At 73.8% G+C, this 21,202-nt stretch carries 19 protein-coding genes; 9 read left to right on the forward strand and 10 right to left on the reverse strand.

The window, feature by feature from the left end:
• Positions 1–22: 22 nt before the first annotated feature.
• Both ACK8OX_RS09600 and gltX read right to left on the reverse strand, forming a co-directional pair.
• Positions 23–751 carry a hypothetical protein gene (locus ACK8OX_RS09600; protein ID WP_430663799.1) on the reverse strand — a complete coding sequence of 243 codons (729 nt, stop codon included), beginning with the start codon at positions 749–751 and terminating at the stop codon, positions 23–25.
• Positions 752–1,029: 278 nt separating this feature from the next.
• Positions 1,030–2,424, reverse strand: a complete 1,395-nt coding sequence (gene gltX / locus ACK8OX_RS09605) for a glutamate--tRNA ligase (RefSeq protein ID WP_430663800.1) — start codon at positions 2,422–2,424, stop codon at positions 1,030–1,032.
• A 120-nt stretch (positions 2,425–2,544) separates the two neighbouring features.
• Here gltX and ACK8OX_RS09610 point away from each other — a divergent pair, with 120 nt between their 5' ends.
• Together ACK8OX_RS09610 and ACK8OX_RS09615 are read left to right on the forward strand one after the other, a co-directional pair.
• The gene (locus ACK8OX_RS09610) at positions 2,545–4,746 is read left to right on the forward strand and encodes a ComEC/Rec2 family competence protein (protein ID WP_430663801.1); all 2,202 of its coding nucleotides are present in this window, start codon (positions 2,545–2,547) and stop codon (positions 4,744–4,746) included.
• 86 nt (positions 4,747–4,832) lie between these two features.
• Positions 4,833–4,973: a hypothetical protein gene (locus ACK8OX_RS09615; protein WP_430663803.1), complete on the forward strand. Its 141-nt coding sequence runs from the start codon at positions 4,833–4,835 to the stop codon at positions 4,971–4,973.
• A 52-nt stretch (positions 4,974–5,025) separates the two neighbouring features.
• Here ACK8OX_RS09615 and lexA read toward each other — a convergent pair whose 3' ends face one another.
• From lexA to ACK8OX_RS09645, 6 genes are all read right to left on the reverse strand, one after another.
• The gene (gene lexA / locus ACK8OX_RS09620) at positions 5,026–5,772 is read right to left on the reverse strand and encodes a transcriptional repressor LexA (RefSeq protein ID WP_430663804.1); all 747 of its coding nucleotides are present in this window, start codon (positions 5,770–5,772) and stop codon (positions 5,026–5,028) included.
• A 285-nt stretch (positions 5,773–6,057) separates the two neighbouring features.
• Positions 6,058–7,263, reverse strand: a complete 1,206-nt coding sequence (locus ACK8OX_RS09625; protein ID WP_430663805.1) for a molybdopterin molybdotransferase MoeA — start codon at positions 7,261–7,263, stop codon at positions 6,058–6,060.
• On the reverse strand, positions 7,263–7,739 hold the full coding sequence (gene moaC / locus ACK8OX_RS09630) for a cyclic pyranopterin monophosphate synthase MoaC (protein ID WP_430663806.1): 477 nt from the start codon (positions 7,737–7,739) through the stop codon (positions 7,263–7,265). The genes ACK8OX_RS09625 and moaC overlap by 1 nt, the downstream gene beginning before the upstream one ends.
• Before the next feature lie 73 nt (positions 7,740–7,812).
• Positions 7,813–8,634, reverse strand: coding sequence for an indole-3-glycerol phosphate synthase TrpC (gene trpC / locus ACK8OX_RS09635; protein WP_430663807.1), 822 nt, complete (start codon positions 8,632–8,634; stop codon positions 7,813–7,815).
• Entirely contained in the window at positions 8,631–9,671 is a 1,041-nt protein-coding gene (trpD, locus tag ACK8OX_RS09640; RefSeq protein WP_430663808.1) for an anthranilate phosphoribosyltransferase, read from the reverse strand. Before trpD ends, trpC begins: the two co-directional genes overlap by 4 nt.
• Position 9,672: 1 nt before the next feature.
• Positions 9,673–10,296, reverse strand: coding sequence for an anthranilate synthase component II (locus ACK8OX_RS09645; RefSeq protein ID WP_430663809.1), 624 nt, complete (start codon positions 10,294–10,296; stop codon positions 9,673–9,675).
• Positions 10,297–10,422: 126 nt separating this feature from the next.
• Here ACK8OX_RS09645 and ACK8OX_RS09650 point away from each other — a divergent pair, with 126 nt between their 5' ends.
• From ACK8OX_RS09650 to ACK8OX_RS09665, 4 genes are all read left to right on the forward strand, one after another.
• The gene (locus ACK8OX_RS09650) at positions 10,423–11,385 is read left to right on the forward strand and encodes a Bug family tripartite tricarboxylate transporter substrate binding protein (RefSeq protein ID WP_430663810.1); all 963 of its coding nucleotides are present in this window, start codon (positions 10,423–10,425) and stop codon (positions 11,383–11,385) included.
• Positions 11,382–12,584 (forward strand): mandelate racemase/muconate lactonizing enzyme family protein, encoded by a 1,203-nt coding sequence (locus ACK8OX_RS09655; protein WP_430663811.1) that lies wholly within the window; start codon positions 11,382–11,384, stop codon positions 12,582–12,584. Before ACK8OX_RS09650 ends, ACK8OX_RS09655 begins: the two co-directional genes overlap by 4 nt.
• Before the next feature lie 89 nt (positions 12,585–12,673).
• Complete coding sequence (locus ACK8OX_RS09660; protein ID WP_430663812.1) at positions 12,674–14,143, forward strand: hypothetical protein; 1,470 nt, start codon at positions 12,674–12,676, stop codon at positions 14,141–14,143.
• Positions 14,144–14,241: 98 nt separating this feature from the next.
• Positions 14,242–14,787 carry a hypothetical protein gene (locus tag ACK8OX_RS09665; RefSeq protein ID WP_430663813.1) on the forward strand — a complete coding sequence of 182 codons (546 nt, stop codon included), beginning with the start codon at positions 14,242–14,244 and terminating at the stop codon, positions 14,785–14,787.
• Positions 14,788–14,790: 3 nt separating this feature from the next.
• Here the strand turns inward: ACK8OX_RS09665 and trpE are convergent, their stop codons facing one another.
• Positions 14,791–16,290 (reverse strand): anthranilate synthase component I, encoded by a 1,500-nt coding sequence (gene trpE / locus ACK8OX_RS09670; RefSeq protein ID WP_430663814.1) that lies wholly within the window; start codon positions 16,288–16,290, stop codon positions 14,791–14,793.
• A complete protein-coding gene (locus tag ACK8OX_RS09675) occupies positions 16,287–18,191 on the reverse strand; it encodes a SurA N-terminal domain-containing protein (protein ID WP_430663816.1) in 1,905 nt (634 codons plus the stop codon). The genes trpE and ACK8OX_RS09675 overlap by 4 nt, the downstream gene beginning before the upstream one ends.
• 99 nt (positions 18,192–18,290) lie before the next feature.
• Here ACK8OX_RS09675 and tpiA point away from each other — a divergent pair, with 99 nt between their 5' ends.
• The 3 genes from tpiA (at position 18,291) to ACK8OX_RS09690 (ending at position 21,197) form a co-directional block, all read left to right on the forward strand.
• A complete protein-coding gene (gene tpiA, locus ACK8OX_RS09680) occupies positions 18,291–19,022 on the forward strand; it encodes a triose-phosphate isomerase (protein ID WP_430663914.1) in 732 nt (243 codons plus the stop codon).
• A 98-nt stretch (positions 19,023–19,120) separates the two neighbouring features.
• Positions 19,121–19,456 (forward strand): preprotein translocase subunit SecG, encoded by a 336-nt coding sequence (gene secG / locus ACK8OX_RS09685; RefSeq protein WP_430663817.1) that lies wholly within the window; start codon positions 19,121–19,123, stop codon positions 19,454–19,456.
• A 103-nt stretch (positions 19,457–19,559) separates the two neighbouring features.
• Positions 19,560–21,197: a CTP synthase gene (locus tag ACK8OX_RS09690; protein WP_430663818.1), complete on the forward strand. Its 1,638-nt coding sequence runs from the start codon at positions 19,560–19,562 to the stop codon at positions 21,195–21,197.
• The last annotated feature ends 5 nt before the right edge of the window (positions 21,198–21,202 follow it).

Raw genomic sequence — 21,202 nt, forward strand, 5'->3', positions numbered from 1 at the left:
GGCAGGCAGCGGTGCGGCGGCGTCAGGCGCCGTGTGGACGGGCGCCGACCGGAAGCGCGGTCCAGCCGGCATTCGGCATCGCGGCGCGGGGCGCCGGGCGCGGCGCGCCGGCGGGGCGCCCGGCGGGCAGGTTCGCGTTCAGATGCGCCTCGATCGCGGCGGCGAGGTCGCGCCCCGGCCAGGCACCGGCACCGGCCCTGCCATCCTCGGCCAGGCCGCTCGGCTGGGTGACATAGGCGGCGAAGCGCACCACGGTGGTGGCGGGCAGGCGCACGCCCTCGGTCTCGCGCACCGGGGCCACGAAGGCGGTGCCGTCCTCCTCGATGCGGACGGAGACGGGGCCGAACAGGCCGGCGGCGGTCAGCGCCTCGCCCAGGCGCCGCGCCTCCATGCGGGCGGCCTCCTCGAGCGGAGTGCGGAGCAGGGCGGGCAGGGGCCCCGCGGGAATGGGCTGCCCGCCCGGGTTGCGCGGCGGGCGGGACACGACCTGGCGCGGGCCGCCGACCGGCATGCGGCTGGTCGCGTCCAGCGCGGCTTCCCGCGAATGGCGCCCGGGGGCGGCGGGCGGGGCGACGGCGCGCGGGGTGGGGAACAGCACGGCATGTCCCCAGACGAGGACGACGAAGCCCATGCCGCCGAGGGCGAGTTCCACCGGAAGCGGCAGGTGGGCGATGGCGATGATGAGGCTCGACCAGGCCCCCACCCCGACCAGCCCGCTGACCCAGTAGAGCAGCTTGGGCATCCCGCGCATGGTGAACTCCCAACCTTGACGACTAAATCGTATCTGGAGCGATTTTTGAGAATGAGCCGGATGCTGTCAAGTTTATTCGGCATTGCCCGTTTTCGGGGCAAGCTGGATTCCGATGACCACCCGAACCCGGCCCCGCCAAGCGGCCGAACAAGGTTCCGAAATACTCGCTCCGGTTGAGTTGTAGGGTGTTTGTTAACGCATGACCAGCCCTTTGGGCCGCGCGGCATCCCGCACGGCCCAGGCCCGCCCTTGCCTTGCGGTTGATACGCCCGGCGGTGCTACGCCGCCGCGGCGAGGATGCGCGACAGCGCCTCCGCCCGGCCCAGCGCGGCCAAGACCGCGTCGATCGGCGGGCTCTGCGTGCTGCCTGTCAGCGACACCCGCAGGGGTTGTGCGACGGTGCCGAGCTTGACGCCCTTCACCTCGGCATAGTCGCGAAGCCACTGCTCCAGGTCCCGGCGTTCCCAGGGCGCGGCGCCGAGGAATTCCGCGAGGTCGGCCAGCCGTGCCTTCGCCTCTGCCGTCAGCAGCGCCGCCGCCTTCGCATCCGGCGCCGGCGCGCCGTCCGCCACCGCGAACAGCGCCGCTCCCGCCAGTTCCTCGAGCGTCTTCGCGCGCTCCTTCAGGTCCGGCATCAGCATCCGCACCCGCGCCGCGCCTTCGGTGCCGAAGGCGATCCCGCGCTTCGCATAGCGGGTCAGGACCTCCCGCGTCAGGCGTTCGTCATCGGCGGCGCGGAGGTAGACACCGTTGAAATGGGTGAGCTTGGCGTAGTCCATTCGCGCGGCGGCGCGCCCGACATCGGCGATGTCGAAGATCCTCACCACCTCCTCGCGCGGGATCACCTCGGTGTCGCCGTGGCCCCAGCCGAGCCGCAGGAGGTAGTTGCAGACGGCTTCCGGCAGGAAGCCCTGCTCGCGGAATTCCAGCGCGCCGACCGCGCCGTGCCGCTTCGACAGCTTCGCCCCGTCCTGCCCGTGGATCAGCGGCACATGGGCGAAATGCGGCCGCCGCCAGCCCATCGCGTCATAGACCATGCACTGGCGGAAGGTGTTGGTCAGGTGGTCGTCGCCGCGGATCACATGGGTGATCTGCATGTCGTGGTCGTCCACCACCACCGCGTGCAGGTAGGTGGGCGTGCCGTCCGAGCGCAGGATGATCATGTCGTCGAGCTCGCTCGCCGCGACGCGCACCTCGCCCTGCACCAGGTCCTTCACCACCGTCTCGCCCCCGCGCGGGGCGATGATGCGGATCGCCGGCGCGACCGAGGGCGCGTCCTTCGCGTCGAGCCCGATCCAGCGGCTGCCATCGTATTTGAAGGGCCGCTTCTCGGCTTCCGCAGCCGCGCGCTGTGCCGCCAGCTCCTCCGGCGTGTCGTAGGCGAGATAGGCCTTGCCCTTCGCCAGCAGCTCGCGCGCGACCTCGGCGTGGCGCGCTTCCCGCGCGGACTGGAAGACCGGCGTCTCGTCGGGGGAAAGGCCGAGCCATTCCAGGCTCTCGATGATCTGGCGCACCGCCTCCGGCGTGGACCGCTGCCGGTCGGTGTCCTCGATGCGCAGCAGGTACTGCCCGCCATGGCGGCGGGCGAACAGGTAGTTCAGCAGCGCCGTGCGGGCGCCACCGATGTGGAGGTAGCCGGTGGGGGAGGGGGCGAAGCGCGTGCGGACCGACATGGGATGTCCCGGGGAGATGGGGGGACTTCCCTATCGCGGATCGCGCCGCGCCGGAACCGCGCGCCGCGCCGCGACCGATCTGGTTGTGTTCCGGCCTGTCCGGTTCCACTCTCGGTTTGCATGAGCCTCGTCCTCCATCCTGCCGGTCGGCCCGGTCTCCTGGTGCGCGCGGGCGCGGGGGCGGCGGGGCTGCTGGCGCACCAGCATGGCCGCTTCGCGCCGTGGATGGCGGTGGCGCTCGGCGCCGGGATCGTCGCCTATTTCGAACGTGCGACGGAGCCGGGACCGGGCGTGCTCTGGGCGGTGCCGGCCCTCGGGCTGGCGGCGCTGCTGCTGGCGCGGCGATCGGTGCTTGCGGCTTGGCTGTGCGGCCTGGCGGCGGCCGCCGCGCTGGGCTTCGGCGCCGCCGCCTGGCACGCGGCGCGAATGCCGCCGCCGCTGGTGCTGCCCTTCGGCGCCGTCTCGCTGACCGGCACGGTGGCGGAGGTGGAGGCGCTGCCGGAGGGGCTGCGCCTCACCCTCGACGCGCCGCGGCTGGGTGGGGGGGAGGCCTTGCCGCGCCGCCTGCGCGTGCGGCTGCGCGCCGACGACCCGGCCCGGCCGGAGCCTGGGCAGGCCGTGGCGCTGCGCGCCCTGCTGCGGGAGCCGGGCGCGCCGGCGGCGCCCGGGGGGTGGGACTTCCAGCGCGCCGCCTATTTCTCCGGCCTCGGAGGGTCCGGCTTCGCGCTGGGCCCTGCGCGCGTGCTGCCGGGGGAAGGCGCGCCGCCGGCACTGGCCGCGCTGCGGGCGCGGCTGGAACAGCGCATCCGTGCCGGCATCCCCGGAGCGCCGGGCGCCATCGCCGCCGCACTCGTCACCGGGTCGCAGGGTGCGATCCCGGCGGCGGAACTGGCGGCGATGCGGGATTCGGGGCTGGCCCACCTGCTGTCCGTGTCGGGACTGCACATGGCGATCGTCATGGGCGCGGTCTTCGCGGTGCTGCGCCTTGCGCTGGCGGCGGTGCCATGGGTTGCGCTGCGGGTACCGGGGAAGGCGGTGGCGGCGATCGGCGGGCTGGCGGCGGGCGGGTTCTACATGCTGCTGACCGGGTCGCAGGTGCCGATGCAGCGCTGCTTCGGCATGGCGGTGCTGGTGACCCTGGCGATCCTTTCCGGGCGCCGGCCGCTGTCGCTGCGCGCGCTCGCGCTCGCCGCCGCCGCGGTGATGCTGGCGGCACCGGCCGAGCTGCTCGGGCCGTCCTTCCAGATGTCCTTCGCCGCGGTGCTGGCGCTGGTCGCGGGGCATGAGGCGCTGGCACCGGCGCTGGCGCGGCTCCGCACCCTACCCGGGCCGTGGCGCCGGCCGGCGCTGCTGGTGGCTGGGCTGGTCGTGACCTCGGCGCTGGCGGGAGCGGCGACGGCGCCTTTCGGGCTGCACCATTTCGGCCGGTTGCAGCTCTACGGGATCGCGGCCAATGCGGTGGCGGTGCCGCTGACCTCGCTCTGGGTGATGCCGGCCGGGATGGTCGCGCTGGTGGCCATGCCCGTGGGGCTGGAGGCCTGGCCGCTCTGGCTGATGGGACAGGGGGTGGAGGGCATCCTGTGGGTGGCGCGCCTGGTCGCGGCTTGGCCGGGCGCCGCGCCGGCGCTGGCGCCGCTGCCGGGATGGAGCCTGGCGCTGGCCGCCTTCGGGTTCTGCTGGCTGTGCCTGTGGCAGGGGACCCTGCGCTGGCCGGGTGTGCCCATGGTCGTGGCGGGGCTGGCCGCGGGGCTCGCCTCGCCGCCGCCGGACCTGCTGGTCTCGCCGGACTCGCGCCTGGTGGCGCTGCGCACGCCAGAGGGCGTCTTCCTCCATCGCCTGCCCGGCGCTACCGCCTTCACGCGGGATGCGCTGCTGCGCCGGATGGGCGTGGCCGCCGCGCAGCCGCTGCCGGAGGAGGGCGAGGTCGCGGGCGGCGCCATTGCCTGTTCGGCCGCCGCCTGCCGGTTCCGCCCGCGTCCGGGCGCGGCGGAAGCGGTGCTGCTGCGCACGCCGCCCCCGCCCCGTGGCGCCCGACGTGGCCCCGGCCCTGACGCCGCGGCGCTGGCCGAGGCCTGCGGCCGCGCGGCGCTGATCGTGGCGACCGAGCCCATCCGTCCACGCTGCGCTGCCAGCGCCGCCATCGACCGCTTCACCACTTGGCGGGATGGGCCCCAGGCAGCCTGGCTCGGGCCCGCAGGGGCCGTGCTGGTCGCGGGACGGGCGATGCGCGGGGACCGGCCCTGGGTGCCGGCGCCGCCGCTGCCCGGCCGGGCGGAGCCGCTGCCCCTCGCCCCGCGGGACGGTGAAGCGCCAGATCAATAGCCCGGGATAACGGAACGAGGTCGGTAACCCTTCCTTATCCGTTCATGTCGTCTGCTGTGGGCGGACACATGCTGCGGAGAACCCCGATGAGCTTCGCCCTTCTCGACCCCGTGCTGCACCTGGCCTGGCTTGGCACGGGCCTGGCGCTCGGTGTCGGCGGGATGGTGCTGCGCCAGCGTGTGCTGGCCTGGCGCGAGGCGCGGCAATACGAGTGGGACCCGTACTGAGCGGGGTACCCGCCCCCCTCCGCGAAGACGGGGGCGGTCGCGTCCCCTCGCGTCAGTATTTCCTGAGCAGGCCGATGAGGCGGCCCTGCACCCGCACGCGGTCAGGGCCGAAGATCCGGGTTTCATAGGTCCGGTTGGCGGGTTCGAGCGCGACGGAATTGCCGCGGCGCCGCAGGCGCTTGAGGGTCACCTCCTGGTCGTCCACCAGCGCCACCACGATGGCGCCGTTCTCCGCCGTGTCGCCGCGCCGGATGATGACCGTGTCGCCATCGAGGATGCCGGCCTCCATCATCGAATCGCCCGCGACCTCGAGGGCGTAGTGCTCCCCACCGCCGAGCAGCGCGGCCGGCACCTCCACGCTGCTGCCGGAATCGCGCAGCGCCTCGATCGGCAGGCCCGCAGCGATGCGGCCATAGAGCGGAAGGTGGACCGCCGCCGCCTCATTGGCGGGCTTGGGCACGCCGGACAGGTTGGGCGCGAAATTGCCGCGGATGACATTCGGCGAGAAGGCGGGGGGCGCGACAGCCTGCGAGGCCGCGGCCATCGCGGGGATGGGCGCGTTCGCCGCAGCGCGGGGGGCGACGTTCTCCGGCAGGCGCAGCACTTCCAGGGCGCGGGCGCGGTGGGCGCGGCGCTTCAGGAAGCCGCGTTCCTCGAGCGCGGTGATCAGGCGATGGATGCCCGACTTGGACTTCAGGTTCAGCGCCTCCTTCATCTCCTCGAAGGAGGGGGAGAAGCCGGTCGCCCGCAGGTGCCGGTCGATGAACATCAGCAACTCGTGCTGCTTGCGGGTCAGCATGGCCTCTCCTCCCCGGCTTGCGCGGGCGCCGCATGGCGGGCGGCGAACAAACGGGCAACCGGTCGGGATGTTCTAGGTAGGTTCTCCGCGTCGCGTCAAATCTTTTCCACAACGGCCGGGCGCTGGCGGCGGCGATGCGCGCCACGGGACGGCGCCGCAAGGGGCTCCGGCCAGCGGGTTCCGGCCGAAAAGCGCAACGTTTCCAGTCCCCTGCCGGTTGTGCGCCGATCATGGTGGCCGGGGAGGCGCCGGCCGCCCTGATGGGACGCCCATCCTCCCCGCGCGTCAGATGCCGAGCCGCCCGAGCGGAATCGCCTCCACCTCCGCCCCTTCCGGCAGGGGCGGCGCGTGCGGCGGGCGAAGCACCAGGGCATCGGCGCGGGCCAGCGTCTTCAGCATGGAGCTGTCCTGCAGGGGGAAGGGGGTCGCCACCGCACGGCCGTCGCGGTCCGTGCCGAGGCTGCTGCGGAGATGGTCGAATCGGCCGTCATTGGCCGGCAGGGGCGCGCCGGCCCGGACCAGCACCGTCTCCGGCGGCGCGGCGGGAAGGCCCGACAGCACGGCGATGGCCGGCAGCAGGAACTGCACCGCGCAGACCAGCGCCGAGACGGGGTTGCCCGGCAGGCCCAGCACCGGCGTCCGGCCCAGCCGCCCCCAGATCAGCGGCTTGCCCGGCCGCATCGCGATCTTCCAGAAGTCGAGCGCGAAGCCCTCCGGCCCCAGCGCCTTCTGGACCAGGTCGTGCTCGCCGACGCTCGCCCCCCCGGTGGTGACCAGCATGTCGCAGCCCTGTGCCGCGGCCGCGGCGGCGGCGATGGCGTCGCGGTCATCGGGCGCGATCGGCAGCACCAGGGGCTCTGCGCCGGCCGAGCGGACCAGCGCCGCGAGGGCGTGCGCGTTGGAACTGACGATGCCGCCCGGCGGGATCGCGTCGCCGGGCAGGGCGATCTCGTCGCCGGTGGCGAGAAGGCCGATTCGCGGCCGGCGGCGCACCGCAAGCCAGGGGTGGTTCGCCGCCGCGGCAAGGCCGATGTCACGCGCCGTCAGGCGCCGGCCGGCGGGCAGCAGCGTCTCGCCCTCGGCGAAGTCGAGGCCGCGGCGGCGGATCCAGCGCCCGGCGGCGACGGTCTCCCGCACCGTCACGCGGCCACCGGCCTCCTCGGCATCCTCCTGCAGAAGGATGGCGTCGGCGCCGGGTGGGACGAAGCCGCCCGTGAAGATCCGCACCGCCTCGCCCGGCCCGACCGCGCCCGCGAAGGGATGCCCCGCCGGCGCCGTGCCGATCACCGCGAGGGTGGCGCCGGCCGCCCCGTCTGCCGCGCGGACCGCATAGCCATCCATGGCCGAGACATCGGCCGGCGGCTGCGTCAGCCGCGCCGCGACGGGGTGGGCGAGGACGCGGTTCCACCCCTCGGCCAGGGACACCGTCTCGGCCGCGGTGGGCGAGAGGGCGGCGAGGATGCGGCCGCGGGCTTCCTCCAGCGACAGCATCACTCGGCCTCGTAGATGCCGGATTTCCCACCGGATTTATGCGCGAGCCGCACCGCCTCGATCCGCATGCCGCGATCGGCGGCCTTGCACATGTCGTAGATGGTCAAGGCGGCGACGGTCACGGCGGTCAACGCCTCCATCTCCACCCCGGTCTGGCCGGTGAGCTTCACCGTCGCCTCGATCTCCACCGCGTCGGGCGGCGCGGGGGTGAGGTCCACCGTCACCTTGCTGATCAGCAGCGGGTGGCAGAGCGGGATGAGGTCGGAGGTGCGCTTCGCCGCCATGATGCCGGCCACCCGCGCGATGCCGAGCACGTCGCCCTTGCCGACCGCGCCGGCCTGGATCAGCCGCAGCGTCTCCGGCGCCATGACGATGCGGCCGCGCGCGACGGCGATGCGGGAGGTCCCGGCCTTGCCGGAGACATCGACCATGGCGGCGCGGCCATGCTCGTCGAAATGGGTGAGGGGCGAGGTCATGGCGGCATCCTAGCCCGCCCTGGCGCCGGGGGGAGAGGGTGGGCCGCCCCCGGCCGGCGCGGGGCGCGCGCGGTCAGTCGGGGATCGCGCGGATCAGCTCGGCCGCGGCGGTGGCGACGTCGGGCTGGCGCAGCAGGCTTTCGCCCACCAGCAGGCAGCGCGTGCCGGCGCGGCACATGCGCCGCACGTCGTCCGGCGTCCGGATGCCGCTTTCCCCCACCGGGATGCGGTCGGCCGGGATCAGCGGAACCAATTCCTCCGACGTCGCAAGATCGGTGTGCAAGGTCTTGAGGTTGCGGTTGTTCACGCCGATCAGCCGCGTCTCCAACCCCAGCGCGCGATCCAGCTCGCGGCGGTCATGCACCTCCGCCAGCACCGACATGTCGAGCGAGCGGGCGATGTCCTCCAGCTCCTGCGCCTGGTCGTCGGACAGGGCGGCCAGGATCAGCAGGATGCAGTCGGCGCCCATCGCCCGGGCTTCGAAGACCTGCCACGGATGGACCATGAAGTCCTTCCGCAGCACCGGCAGGTCGCAGGCGGTACGCGCCAGGATCAGGTCCTCCGCCGAGCCCTGGAAATAGGGCCCGTCGGTCAGCACCGATAGACAGGCCGCCCCGCCCGCTTGGTAGGCGCGGGCCAGCGCCGCGGGGTCGAAGGGGTCGCGGATCAGCCCGCCGGAGGGGGAGGCGCGCTTGATCTCCGCGATCAGCCCGACGCGGCCTTCCGCGACGGCATCGCAGAGCGCGCCGGTGAAGTCCCGCGGGGGCGAGGCGTCGCGCGCGCGGCGCTCCATCTCGCCGATGGTGGCGGTCGCGCTGCGCTCCCGCACTTCCTCGTATTTATCGGCGAGGATGCGGGCGAGCGTGTCGGGGGTGACGGTGGCGGGGGCGTTCATGCGGGGCGCTCGGGGGAAGGCGGTTCAGCTTGGGGAGGCGAGGCGGTGGCACGCAGGCGGTCCAGCACGCGAAGGGCCGCGCCGTCGTCGATGGCGCGGGCGGCCATGGCGGCGCCCGCGCGCATGTCGTCGGTCCGGCCCGCCACCACAAGGGCGGCGGCGGCGTTCAGCAGGACGCAATCGCGGTAGGCGCCGCGGGTTCCCTCCAGCAGGGCCAGCAGGGCGGCGGCATTCTCGGCAGGGTCGCCGCCCTTCAGCGCCTCGGCCGGCGCGCGGGGCAGGCCGGCATCCTCGGGCACCACCTCGAAGTCCCGCAGCGCACCGTCCTTCAGCTCCACCACGCGGGTCGGGCCGGCAAGGGTGAACTCGTCTAGGCCCATGCCATGCACCAGCCAGGCGCGTTCGGTGCCGAGCCGCCCTAGCGTCTCGGCCATCGGGCGCAGCCATTCGGGGGCGAAGGCGCCGGTCATCTGGCGCCGGACCCGGGCGGGGTTCGCCAGCGGGCCGAGCAGGTTGAAGATGGTGCGGGTGCCGAGCTCCATCCGCGGGCCGGCCGCGTGGCGCAGCGCGGCGTGGTGGCGGGGCGCCATCAGGAAGCACATCCCCGCCTCCGCCAGCACCCGCGGCAGCGCTTCGATCGGCGTGTCCATCACCGGGATGCCGAGCGCGGAGAGCGCATCCGCCGCGCCGGAGCGGGAGGAGAGCGCGCGGTTGCCGTGCTTCGCCACCTTCACCCCGCAGCCCGCCACGACGAAGGCGGTCGCGGTCGAGATGTTGAGCGTGCCCGCCGCGTCGCCGCCGGTGCCGACGATGTCGATGGCGTCGGGCGGCGCCTCCACCGCGACCATGCGCGCGCGCATGGCGCGGACGGCGCCGGTCATCTCCGCCACCGTCTCGCCGCGCACGCGCATGGCCATCAGCAGCCCGGCGATCTGGGCGGGCGTCGCCTCGCCGGCCATGATCATCCCGAAGGCGGTCTCCGCCTCGCTCTCGGCCAGGCGCTCGCCGGCGGCGAGGCGCGCAAGGATGGACTTCATGTCAGGCCGCGACGCCCCGCTGCTGCGCACGCGCGGGGTCGAGGTTGCGCCCCGGCGTCACCCCGGCCAGGGCCAGGAAGTTGCGCAGCAGGTCGTGCCCGTGCTCGGAGGCGATGCTTTCCGGGTGGAACTGCACACCCCAGACCGGCAGGTCGCGATGCGCGAGGCCCATCACCAGGCCATCGCCGGTGCGGGCGGTGGGCACGAGGCTGTCGGGCAGCCCCTCCACCACCAGGGAATGGTAGCGCGTTGCGCGGAAGGGGTTGGGCAGGCCGGCAAAGACATCGGTGCCGCCGTGGCTGATCTCCCACACCTTGCCATGCACCGGGTCCGGCGCGCGGACCACCTTCGCGCCGAAGGCCTGGCCGATCGCCTGGTGGCCGAGGCAGACGCCGAGCAGCGGGATGCGCCGCGCGGCGGCCGCGCCGATCAGCGGCAGGCAGATCCCGGCCTCGTTCGGCGTGCAGGGACCGGGGGAGAGGACGATCGCTTCCGGCTGCAGGGCCAGGGCGTCCTCCACCGACAGGCTGTCATTCCGGCGAACCTCCATCACTGCTCCAAGGTCGCCCAGGAAGTGATAGAGATTCCAGGTGAAGCTGTCGTAGTTGTCGATCAGCAGGATCATGCGGCGGGACTCTCCCCCCGGAACGCGCCGGAATCAAGCCGGGCGGGACCCCGCCGGTGCCGGTCGGGGTTCCGCGGCTGCGGGCCGGCGCCTAGCCTGGGCGCAAAGCGATCGGGAGGAGAGCCCATGCGACGCCTGTTCCTCGCCCTGGCCGCGCTGGCCCTGGCCGTGCCGGCCGCGGTGGCCGCGGACCTGCCGGACCGGCCGGTGCGGATCATCGTTCCCTTCGTGCCGGGCGGCACCAGCGACATCGTGGCGCGGGTGCTGGCGGAAGCGGCCTCGCCGCACCTGCCGCGGGGCGCGGTCGTGGAGAACCGCAGCGGCGCGGGCGGGAACATCGGCGCGGCGGAGGTGGCGCGCGCGGCGGCGGACGGGACGACGCTGCTGCAATGCGCCTTCGGTCCCTGCGGCGCCAACCCCGCGCTCTATGCCAGCCCCGGCTACGACCTGCTGCGCGACTTCGCGCCGGTGATCCTGACCGGGGCGGTGCGCAACGTCATGGCGGTGCGGCGCGACCTGCCGGCGCGGACGGTCGAGGAGTTCGTCGCCCTGGCCCGCGCGCGGCCGGGCAGCGTCACCTTCGGGTCGTCGGGCGTCGGCGCGTCCAACCATCTCGGCCCGGAACTGCTGCGGGCGGTGACGGGAATCGAGATGACGCATGTGCCCTATCGGGGCTCGGGCCCCGCGATCACGGACCTGATCGCGGGGCGGATCGACGTGTTCTTCGACAACCTGCCCTCCATCCTGCCGCATCTGCGCGCGGGGTCGGTGCGGGCGCTGGCGGCGGTCAGCGCCGCGCGCCTGCCGGAACTGCCCGATGTGGCGACCTTCGCCGAGCAGGGCGTGCAGGGCATGGCCATCGACAGCTGGTTCGGCTTCCTCGCGCCGGCGCGCACGCCGCAGCCTGCCATCGCCGCACTGAACGCCGCCTTCGCCCGCGCGCTGGCCGAACCCGCGGTGCGGGCGCGGCTGGCGGAGCTGGCGGTCGCGCCGCTCGGCGGGACGCCGGAGGAGATGGGGGCGCATGTCCGCGCCGAGGTCGCGCGCTGGGCCGATGTGGTCCGCCGCCAGGGGATCAGGGCCGAATGAGGGAATCGCGCATCACCTGCATCCGCACGCTGCGCGTGCCGGAGCGGGGCAACCTGCTGTGGGTGGAGATCGAGACGGCGGAGGGGCTGACCGGCCTCGGGGAGAGCTTCCGCGGCGCGGCGGCGGTGGAGGGGCAGGTCCATGAGCTCATCGCGCCCTACCTGCTGGGGAAGGACGCGCGGGAGATCGAGAGGCACCACCGCTTCCTGACCACCCCCTATGTCGGCTTCGGGTCGTCGGGGGCGGAGATGCGGGCGGCCTCCGCGGTCGACATCGCGCTGTGGGACCTGATGGGCCAGCGGCTGGGCGTGCCGGTGCATGAGGCGCTCGGCGGGCTCTCCCGCGATCGCATCCGCGCCTACAACACCTGCGCGGGCTACGACTACAACAGCGCGCGGGACAGGCGCGACGTGCGGGCGGGGGAAGCCGCCGCAGGGCCATACGACGACCAGGTGGCCTTCATGCAGCGCCCGGACGAGTTGGCGCATTCGCTGCTCGAGGAAGGGTTCACCGCCATGAAGATCTGGCCCTTCGACGTGCATGCGCCGGCCTCCGGCGGGCAGGTCATCAACCTCGATGACCTGAAGCGGGGGATGGAGCCGTTCGAGCGCATCCGCGCCGCGGTCGGCGACCGGATGGAGGTGATGGCGGAGCTGCATTCGCTGTGGTCGCTGCCCGCCGCCGTGCGCATCTGCCGGGCGCTGGCCGATATCCGCCCCTTCTGGGTGGAGGACCCGATCGGCAAGATGGACGACGCGGCGAGCCTGGCTGAGCTGCGCCGCCTCGCGCCCGGCGTGCCTCTCTGCGCAAGCGAAACCTTGGGCGGCAAGGTGGCGTTCCGGGACCTCCTGGTGGCGGGCGCCACCGATGTCGTCATGGTGGACCTGACCTGGTGCGGTGGACTGACCGAGGCGCGGAAGATCGCGGCGCTGGCGGAAGCCTGGGCGCGCCCGGTCGCGCCGCACGACTGCACGGGCCCGGTGACCCTGGTGGCGAGCCTGCATTTCGCGCTGCACGCGGCGACGGCGATCTTCCAGGAGGTGGTGCGGGCGACGCTGGCGACCTGGTACCGGGACCTGGTGACGGCGCTGCCGGTGGTGGAGCGCGGCTACTGCCTGCCGATGTCAGGCCCGGGCCTGGGGACGGCGCTGTCGGCGGGGATGCGCCAGCGCGCGGCGGTGCGGGAGAGCCGGGCCTAGAGGCGCCCCGTTCCGCCGCGGCGTCGCAGCGGATCGACCTGGACCGGCTGCTGGGCGGGACGGCGCCGGACCGGCTGACCCTGGCCGCGGTGGCCTATCTGCTGCTGCCGGCGCTGCTGTTCAACGGCGGGTTCCTTGCGCCCGCCTTCGCCATCGGCGCCACGGCGGCCGGCCTGCTGGCCTTCCTGCTCTCGCCCGGATGGCGGGGGGGATGGGGGCTGCCGCGGCGCACCACGCTGGCCTGCCTCGCCGGGGGGGTGGCCTGGGCCTTCGGGGCCACGGGCACGCACCACCTGCTGCATGCGGCGGTGGACTGGCAGATCCGCGACGTCGTGCTGTTCGACCTGGCGCGGGGCGGCTGGCCGGTGGCCTATTCGATCGGCGACCTCACCTGGCTGCTGCGCGCGCCGCTCGGCTACTACCTGCCCGCCGCGATGCTCGGGCCCGCGCTGGCCGAGGCGGGGCTGTTCGCCTGGACGGCGGCAGGGCTGGCGGTGGTCCTGCTGCTGCTGGCGGCGCTCGCGCGCGACATCGCGCCGGGGCGGCGGCACGCGGTGGCCGTAGTGGTGCTGGTCTTCGCCGCCTTCGGCGGGATGGACCTGCTGCCGAACATCTGGCTCGACACCACGCAGGGCGGCGGCCTGCTGACCTATTGGGGGCGGGGCGGGGAGTGGTGGGCGCGGCACTTCCAGTATTCCGGCCATGTCACGCTGCTGCTCTGGGCGCCGAACCATGCGCTGCCGGCATGGATCCCGGCGCTGCTGCTGCTGCGCCATGCACGGCAGCCGGCCTTCGCGGGCGCGGCGGCGCTGCCGCTGGCGACGGCGGCGGGCTGGGGGCCGCTCTCCGCGATCGGGGCGGCGGCCCTGGTCGGGGTCGCGGTGCTGGCGGCGGGGCGGGCCGGGCTGTGGGCGGCGCTGCGCGGGCCGGCGAACTGGCTCGCGCTCGGCCTTGCCGCGCCGGCGGCGCTGTTCCTCACGGCCGGGTCGTCGGCCATCCCGCATGGCACGCTGGTGGCCGTCCATGGCTGGGGGGCGGCGCCGGTGACGCTGCTGTTCCTGGCGGTCGAGGTGCTGGCGGTCGCGCTGCCGGTGCTCTGGCTGCTCCGGTCGCGGCTGGTCGCGGCCTCGGTCCTGCTGCTCTGCCTGCTGCCGCTCTACATCTTCGGCCCGGGCAACGAGATGACGATGCGCGGCGGGATCGCCGCCTTCGCCGTGCTGGCCGTGGCGGCGGGCGCGGCGCTGCTGCGGGCGCCGCCGGGCGGCCTGCGGCGGGTGCTGGTGGCGGCACTGGCAGTGGGCGCGCTGGGGCAGGGTATGGAGGCCTCTATCCTCATCCATCCCCCCTGGCCGGCGAGCCGCGACTGCACCCTGCCGGAGGCCGCCGTGCAGTCGGTCTTCACCGACACGGACTGGTCGCACTACGTCGTGCCCTGGCCCGATGCCCGACTGCGCGCCCTGCTCGCCGAGCCCGAGGAGAGGGCGGTGGACCCCGCGAGCGTCGCGCGCTGCTGGCCCGATCCTGCCGAGGAGGCGCCGGAGAGAGGCGCGGCGCCGTAGGGCCGCCCGACGAGGGTGCCGCTGGCGCACAACACCGCGATACAATTCCGGCCCCGCCTTGCGTTAGGCTTCCGTCGCGGCACGGACGGAGCAACGCCATGGGCTGGTGGGAGACGCGGTCGAACCAGTGGGAATGCTGCGTGGTCGCGCAGGTCGGCGCGGCGGCGGTGCTGGGCGGGGGCGTGTTCTTCCTGCAGTTCCGCCGCCCGCAGCTGACGACGAAGCCGGTGTTCCTGGCCCTGGCCGGGGGCGCCGGGATCGGCGGCAGCATCGGCAGCGCGGTCAGCATCCCCTGGTCCGACGTGGTGCGGCAACTCATCAACCCGCAGTTCCGCCCGCCGACCGATACCTATGGCTGGTCGAACCTCGATGGCGGCTTCTCGCCGCAGGACATCCAGCGCAGCTCCTTCTCCATCATCTCGGCCGGGGCCTCGGCGGTGGTGGTGGGGGCGCAGGTGGCGGTGCTGGAGATCAACGACATCGGATTCAGCGGGGTGCGGACGCTGTGCCGCACCCGGCTTTCGATCCCGTCCAACCTGCCGGCGGTGGGGCGTGCGCTGCTCGACACGCCGCAGATGCAGGGCGGGCTCGGCGCCGGCGCCTTCGCCTTCACCGGCGCGATCTTCTACATCGGAGTCAGCTGAGCGCTATCGCCGCTGTGCCGCGAAGCGCACCGCTTCCTCGGCCGCGCGGAACAGGGCGCGGGCCTTCTGCTGCGTCTCGGCGTATTCCGCATCCGGGTCGCTGTCGGCCACCACGCCGGCGCCGGCCTGCACATGCATGGTGCCGTCCTTCACCAGCGCGGTGCGCAGCGCGATGCAGATGTCCATGTCGCCATCCGCGCCGAAATAGCCGACGCCCCCCGCATAGGCGCCGCGGCGCGAGGGCTCCAGCTCCTCGATGATCTGCATCGCCCGCACCTTCGGCGCGCCGGACAGCGTGCCGGCCGGGAAGCCCGCCATCAGCGCGTCCAGCGCATCGAGCCCCGGCCGCAGGCGCCCCACCACCTCGGACATGATGTGCATCACCTGGCTGTAGCGTTCGACCTGGAACTTCTGGGTGACGCGGACCGACCCGATCTCCGCCACCCGCCCCACGTCGTTGCGGCCGAGGTCGATGAGCATCAGGTGCTCGGCCAGTTCCTTCGGGTCGGCCAGCAATTCGCGTTCCAGCCGCGCATCCTCCTCCGGCGTCGCGCCGCGCGGGCGCGTGCCGGCGAGGGGGCGCAGCTTCACCTCGCCATGCTTCACGCTGACCAGGATCTCGGGCGAGGCGCCGACCAGCGCGAAGCCGCCGAAGTCGCAGAAGAACAGGTAGGGCGCGGGGTTGAGGCGCCGCAGCGCGCGGTACAGCGCGAAGGGCGGCAGGCCGAAGGGCACCGAGAAGCGCTGCGACGGCACCACCTGGAACACGTCGCCGGCCGCGATGTACTCCTTCGCGCGGAGCACCGCCGCCACGAAGGCGTCCCGCGTGAAGTTGGAGGCGGGGGCGGGCGGCGCCGGCAGCGCGGCGGGCGGCGCCGGGCGCGGCAGCGGGCGGTCGAGCGCCGCCTCCGCCTCGTCGAGCCGCGCCTGCGCTAGGTCCCACGCCGCCTGGGGGTCGAGGCCCGCTTCCGGCCAGACCGCCGTCACCAGCGTCAGCGTGTCGCGCACATGGTCGAAGACGGCCACCAGCGTCGGGCGGATCATCACCGCCTCGGGGATGCCGAGGACCTCCGGGTTCTTCTCCGGCAGGCGTTCCATCTGGCGGACGGTGTCGTAACCGAGGAAGCCGAACAGCCCCGCTGCGATGGAAGGCAGGCCGGGCGGCATCGGCATGCGGCAGGCCTGCACCAGGGCGCGCAGGCTCTCCATGGGCGGGCGGGGATCGGGCTCGAAGGCGTGGGGGGCGGACAGCGCGTGGCGGTTCAGCTCCGCCGCCCCCGCCCGGCAGCGCCAGACCAGGTCCGGCTCCATCCCGATGGCGCTGAAGCGGCCGCGCGCCGCGCCGCCTTCGACCGATTCCAGCAGGAAGGCGTTGGGGCGGCCCTGCACCAGCCGAAGGAAGGCGCCGACCGGGGTGTCGAGATCGGCGACCCTCTCGCGGAACAGCACCTGCCCGCGGCCGGCGAGCAGGGCTTCGCGGAAGGCGGCGAAGCCCGGGCTCACGGCGCGACCTGCTGCATCATCGCCGGGCTGATCCGCGGCTCCGCCCGGCGACGGAGTGCGGCGAGGAACTGCGCCTCGATGTCGTCGGCGGCCTGCGCCTGGACCGACCGGCGGGCATTCTCCACCGCCGCCGCATCCGCCGCCGGGTCGGCCGCAACGATCTCGAGCAGCTGCGCCACCGCGAAGCCGCGCGCGGTCGGCACCATCGTCGGCTCGTTCACGCGCAGCCCGAACACCACGGGCAGCAGTTCCCGCGGAAGGGCGGGGCCCGGCGCCGCCTCGGCCTCCGGCTGGCGGCCGAAGGGCCCGACGCGGTCGGAGGGAAGGCCGGCGGCCGCGGCGGCCGCTTCCAGCGTCTGCCCGCCGCGCACGGCGGCAAGCAGGGCGGCGGCGCGTTCCTCCTGGAAGCGGCGGCGCGCATCGGTGGCGTAGGCGAGCCGCACATCCGCCTCCACGCTCTCGAAGGGCTTCAGCGCGGGCGGGACCACGGCGCGCAGGTCCACCGCGACGAAGGCATCCGCCTGGCGCAGTTCCTGCAGGCGGGGGGCGCGGCCGGGCTCGGCGGCGAAGATGGCGCGCAGCAATTCCGGCCGCGCCGCCTGCGCGACCGGGAAGGGCACCGGCGCGCCCGTCTCGTCATTGCCCTGCGCGTCGAGCTTCACGGTCCCGACCGCCATGCCGTAGCGCCGCGCGGCCTCGGCAAGGTCGGCGCCGCCGGCGATCGCGTCCTCGACCCGGTTCGCGCGTTCGAAGGCGAGGTCGGCCGCCTTCTCGAGCGCGAGGTCCTGGCGCAGCCGGTCGGCCACGTCCTCGAGCCGGGCCTGGGTGCCGGCGGTGATGGCGGCGACGCGGACGACATGCCAGCCGAAGGGGGACTGCACGGGGTCCGTCACGCCGCCGACCGGCAGGGCGAAGGCGGCCCCGGCCAGCGGCTCGATCGGCAGGTCGGCGCGGGTGAGGTTGCCGAGCGCGAGCGCGGCGCCGCCCGCTGCCGTCGCGGCGCCCTGGAGGGCGGCGAAATCCGCGTTGCCGCGCCAGGCGGCGGCAAGGCTGCGGGCGGCCTCCTCGGTCGGCAGCAGGGCCTGCTGGAGGTCGCGGCGCTCCGGCGTCTCGAAGCTGGCGCGGCGGGATTCGAAGGCGGCGCGCAGTTCCGCCTCCTCCACCTCCACCTGGTCGGCCAGCGTCTCGGCCGAGAGGATGGCGACCACCGCCTCGCGCAGCTCGGGGGTGGAGAAGCGTTCGGGGTTGTTGGCGTGGAAGCGGGCGAGGACGGCGTCGGACGGGGGATCGGGCTCGGGCGCTTCCAGCAGCGGCAGCTCGACCAGGCGGGCCACGCGCCGCTCGCGCTCGAAGCGGAAGATCGCGTTGGCGAGGCTGGCGGGGGAGGGCGCGCCGGCGCGCACGGCGCCGACGAGCTGGATGCGTTCCAGGTCGTCGCGCACGATCTGGAGGAACTGCGCCTCCGTCATGTCGTTCTGGCGGAGGAATGTGTCCAGGATGGCGCGGCTGAACTGCCCGCCGAGCTGGAAGGAGGGGATGGCCAGCACGTAGTCGCGCACCGCGCTGTCCGGCGTCGCCACCCCCATCCGCTGCGCCTCGTGCCGCTGCGCGCGTTCGCCGATGAGGCCTTCGACCGCCTGGCGGGCGATGGCGTTGCGGATCGCCTCGTCCGGTTCGAAGGCGGGGCCGAGCTGGCGCTGGAGGCGCTGCAGCTCACGCCTCGCGGCGACCTGCGCCTCGGGCAGCTCGATATTGCCGCCTTCCATCCGCACGACCGCGGTTTCCCGCCATATGTTGCGGACGACATCCTCGATCCCCCAGATCCCGAAGGAGAGGATCAGGAGGACGAAGAGGGCCTTGGCGACCCAGGTCTGGGCCAGCCTGCGGAACCAGGTGATCATGGCCCGCGGCGTAGCGGAGAACGCGGCCCGTTGCCAGCCCGGGCCGGCATTGGTAGCCCGGGGCACAGGTTCAGGGAGAAGACCGAGATGACGCCCGGGGTGCGCCCGCTGATCGCCGGAAACTGGAAGATGCACGGCACGCTGGCCGAAGCCGCGGCGCTGGCCGGTGCGGTGCGGGACGGCGCCGGGGGGCTGCCGGCGGACCTGCTGGTCTGCCCGCCCTTCCTGCATGTGGCGGCGGTGGCGGCGGCGCTGCGCGGATCGGCCGTCGCGGTCGGCGCGCAGGATTGCCACGCCGCGGCGAAGGGCGCGCATACCGGCGACGTCTCCGCCGCCATGCTGCGCGACGCCGGGGCGACGCATGTCATCCTCGGCCATTCCGAGCGCCGGACCGACCACGGGGAGACCGATGCTGCTGTGCGTGCCAAGGCCGCGGCGGCCGCCGGGGCGGGGCTGGTGCCCGTGGTCTGCGTCGGCGAGACGGAGGCCGAGCGCCTGGGCGGGCAGGCGGAGGCGGTGGTGTCCCGCCAGCTTGCGGAGTCGCTGCCCGACGGCTTCGCGGGGGTGGTGGCCTATGAGCCCGTCTGGGCGATCGGCACCGGCCGCACCCCGACCGAGGCGGACATCGCCGCCATCCACGGCACCATCCGCGCGGCGCTGGCCGCCCGGTTCGGCGCGGCGGGCGGGACGACGCGGATCCTCTATGGCGGGTCGATGAAGCCGGGCAATGCCGCGGCCATCCTGGCGCTGCCGGACGTGGATGGAGGGCTGGTCGGCGGGGCGAGCCTGGTCGCGGCGGATTTCCTGGCGATCGCGCGGGCGGCGGGGTAGGGGCCTTCTTCCGTGCGGGCGGCGTTCCCCAGGGGGTGCGCGTTCCCCGACGCTGGCCGCTGGCCATCCGGCGCCGGACCCGCTATCTACCCGCCCCCATGACCACCGTCCTCCTCGTCCTGTTCCTTTTCGTCACCCTCGCGATGATCGGGGTCATCCTCGTCCAGCGCAGCGAGGGGGGCGGGCTCGGCATCGGCTCCTCGCAGGGGATGGGGTCCTTCATGTCCGGGCGGGGGACGGCGAACCTGCTGACCCGGACCACCGCCATCCTCGGCACCGCCTTCATGGTGCTGGCGCTGGTGCTGGCGATGCTCGGCAAGGGCCAGGCGCCGCGCGGGTCGCTGCTGGACACGCCGGCCGGCGCGCCCGGCGCCGCGGCGCCGGCGCCCGCGCTGCCCGCCCTGCCGGCGGCGCCCGCGGTGCCCACCAACTGATCTTCAAGCCCGCGCGCACCGCGCGGGCCGCATGGCAGTTTCCATCCCGGCAAGAGCTGTTACGGGTTTGCGCCTGCGCGCGCCCGGTCTATGAGGGGCGCCCATGACGCGGTTCGTCTTCATCACCGGCGGCGTGGTCTCCTCGCTCGGCAAGGGTATCGCCGCCGCCTCCCTCGGGGCGCTGCTGCAGGCGCGCGGCTACAAGGTCCGCCTCCGCAAGCTCGACCCCTATCTCAACGTCGATCCGGGCACGATGTCCCCGTATCAGCACGGCGAGGTCTTCGTGACCGATGACGGGGCGGAAACCGACCTCGACCTCGGCCACTACGAACGCTTCACGGGCGTCCACGCCTCGAAGGCGGACAACTGGACGACGGGGCGGATCTATTCCGACGTGATCGCCGCCGAACGGCGCGGCGACTACCTCGGCGGGACCGTGCAGGTCATTCCGCACATCACCGACAAGATCAAGGAAGTCGTCCAGGCCGAGACCGAGGGCTACGACTTCGTCCTCGTCGAGGTGGGCGGCACGGTGGGCGACATCGAGTCGCTGCCCTTCCTGGAAGCCATCCGCCAGCTGGCGAACGAGCTTGGCCCGACGCGCAGCCTGTTCATCCACCTGACCCTGGTGCCCTACATCCCCTCCGCCGGGGAGCTGAAGACGAAGCCGACTCAGCATTCGGTGAAGGAACTGCTCGGCCAGGGCATCCAGCCGCAGATCCTGCTGTGCCGCTGCGACCGCCCGATCCCGGAGAACGAGCGCCGCAAGATCGCGCTGTTCTGCAACGTGCGGCCCGAAAGCGTCATCCCGGCCTATGACGCCGACAGCATCTACGCCGTGCCGATCAGCTACCACCAGGAAGGGCTGGACCGGGAAGTGCTGCGGCACTTCAACCTGTCCTTCTACGGCGAGCCGGAGATGCGCCGCTGGGAGCGGATCGTGCAGTCCGTCCGCGCGCCGGAAGGCGAGGTCACCATCGCGGTGGTGGGCAAATACACGAACCTCCTCGACAGCTACAAGTCGCTGGCCGAGGCTCTGACCCATGGCGGCATCGCGCACAACGTGAAGGTCCGGCTGGACTGGGTGGACAGCCAGATCTTCGAGGCGGGCGACGAGGAGGCGGTGAAGCGCCTCGAAGGCGTCCACGGCATCCTCGTTCCCGGCGGCTTCGGCGAACGCGGCACCGAGGGCAAGATCGAGGCCGTGCGCTTCGCGCGCGAACGCAAGGTGCCCTTCTTCGGCATCTGCTTCGGCATGCAGATGGCAGTGATCGAGGCGGCGCGGAACCAGGCGGGGCTCAAGGGCGCGTCCTCCACCGAATTCGGCCCCTGCGCGGAGCCGGTGGTGGGGCTGCTGACCGAATGGCAGCGCGGCAACGAGATGGAGAAGCGCGCCGCGGGCGGCGACCTCGGCGGTACCATGCGGCTCGGCGCCTATCCGGCGAAACTCACCGAGGGATCGCTGGTGCGGGACGTGTACGAGGGCGCGGCCGAGATCAAGGAACGCCACCGCCACCGCTACGAGGTGAATGTCGGCTACCGCGACAAGCTCGAAGCCGCGGGGCTCCGCTTCGCCGGCATGTCGCCCGACGGCACCCTGCCCGAGATCGTGGAGCGGCCGGAGCATCCCTGGTTCATCGGCGTGCAGTTCCACCCCGAGCTGAAGTCTAAGCCGTTCGAGCCGCATCCGCTGTTCCGCGGCTTCATCGGCGCGGCGGTGCGCCAGGCGCGGCTGGTCTAGGCGGC

The organism is Falsiroseomonas sp. CW058 (assembly GCF_050563535.1).
Lineage (GTDB): Bacteria > Pseudomonadota > Alphaproteobacteria > Acetobacterales > Acetobacteraceae > Falsiroseomonas.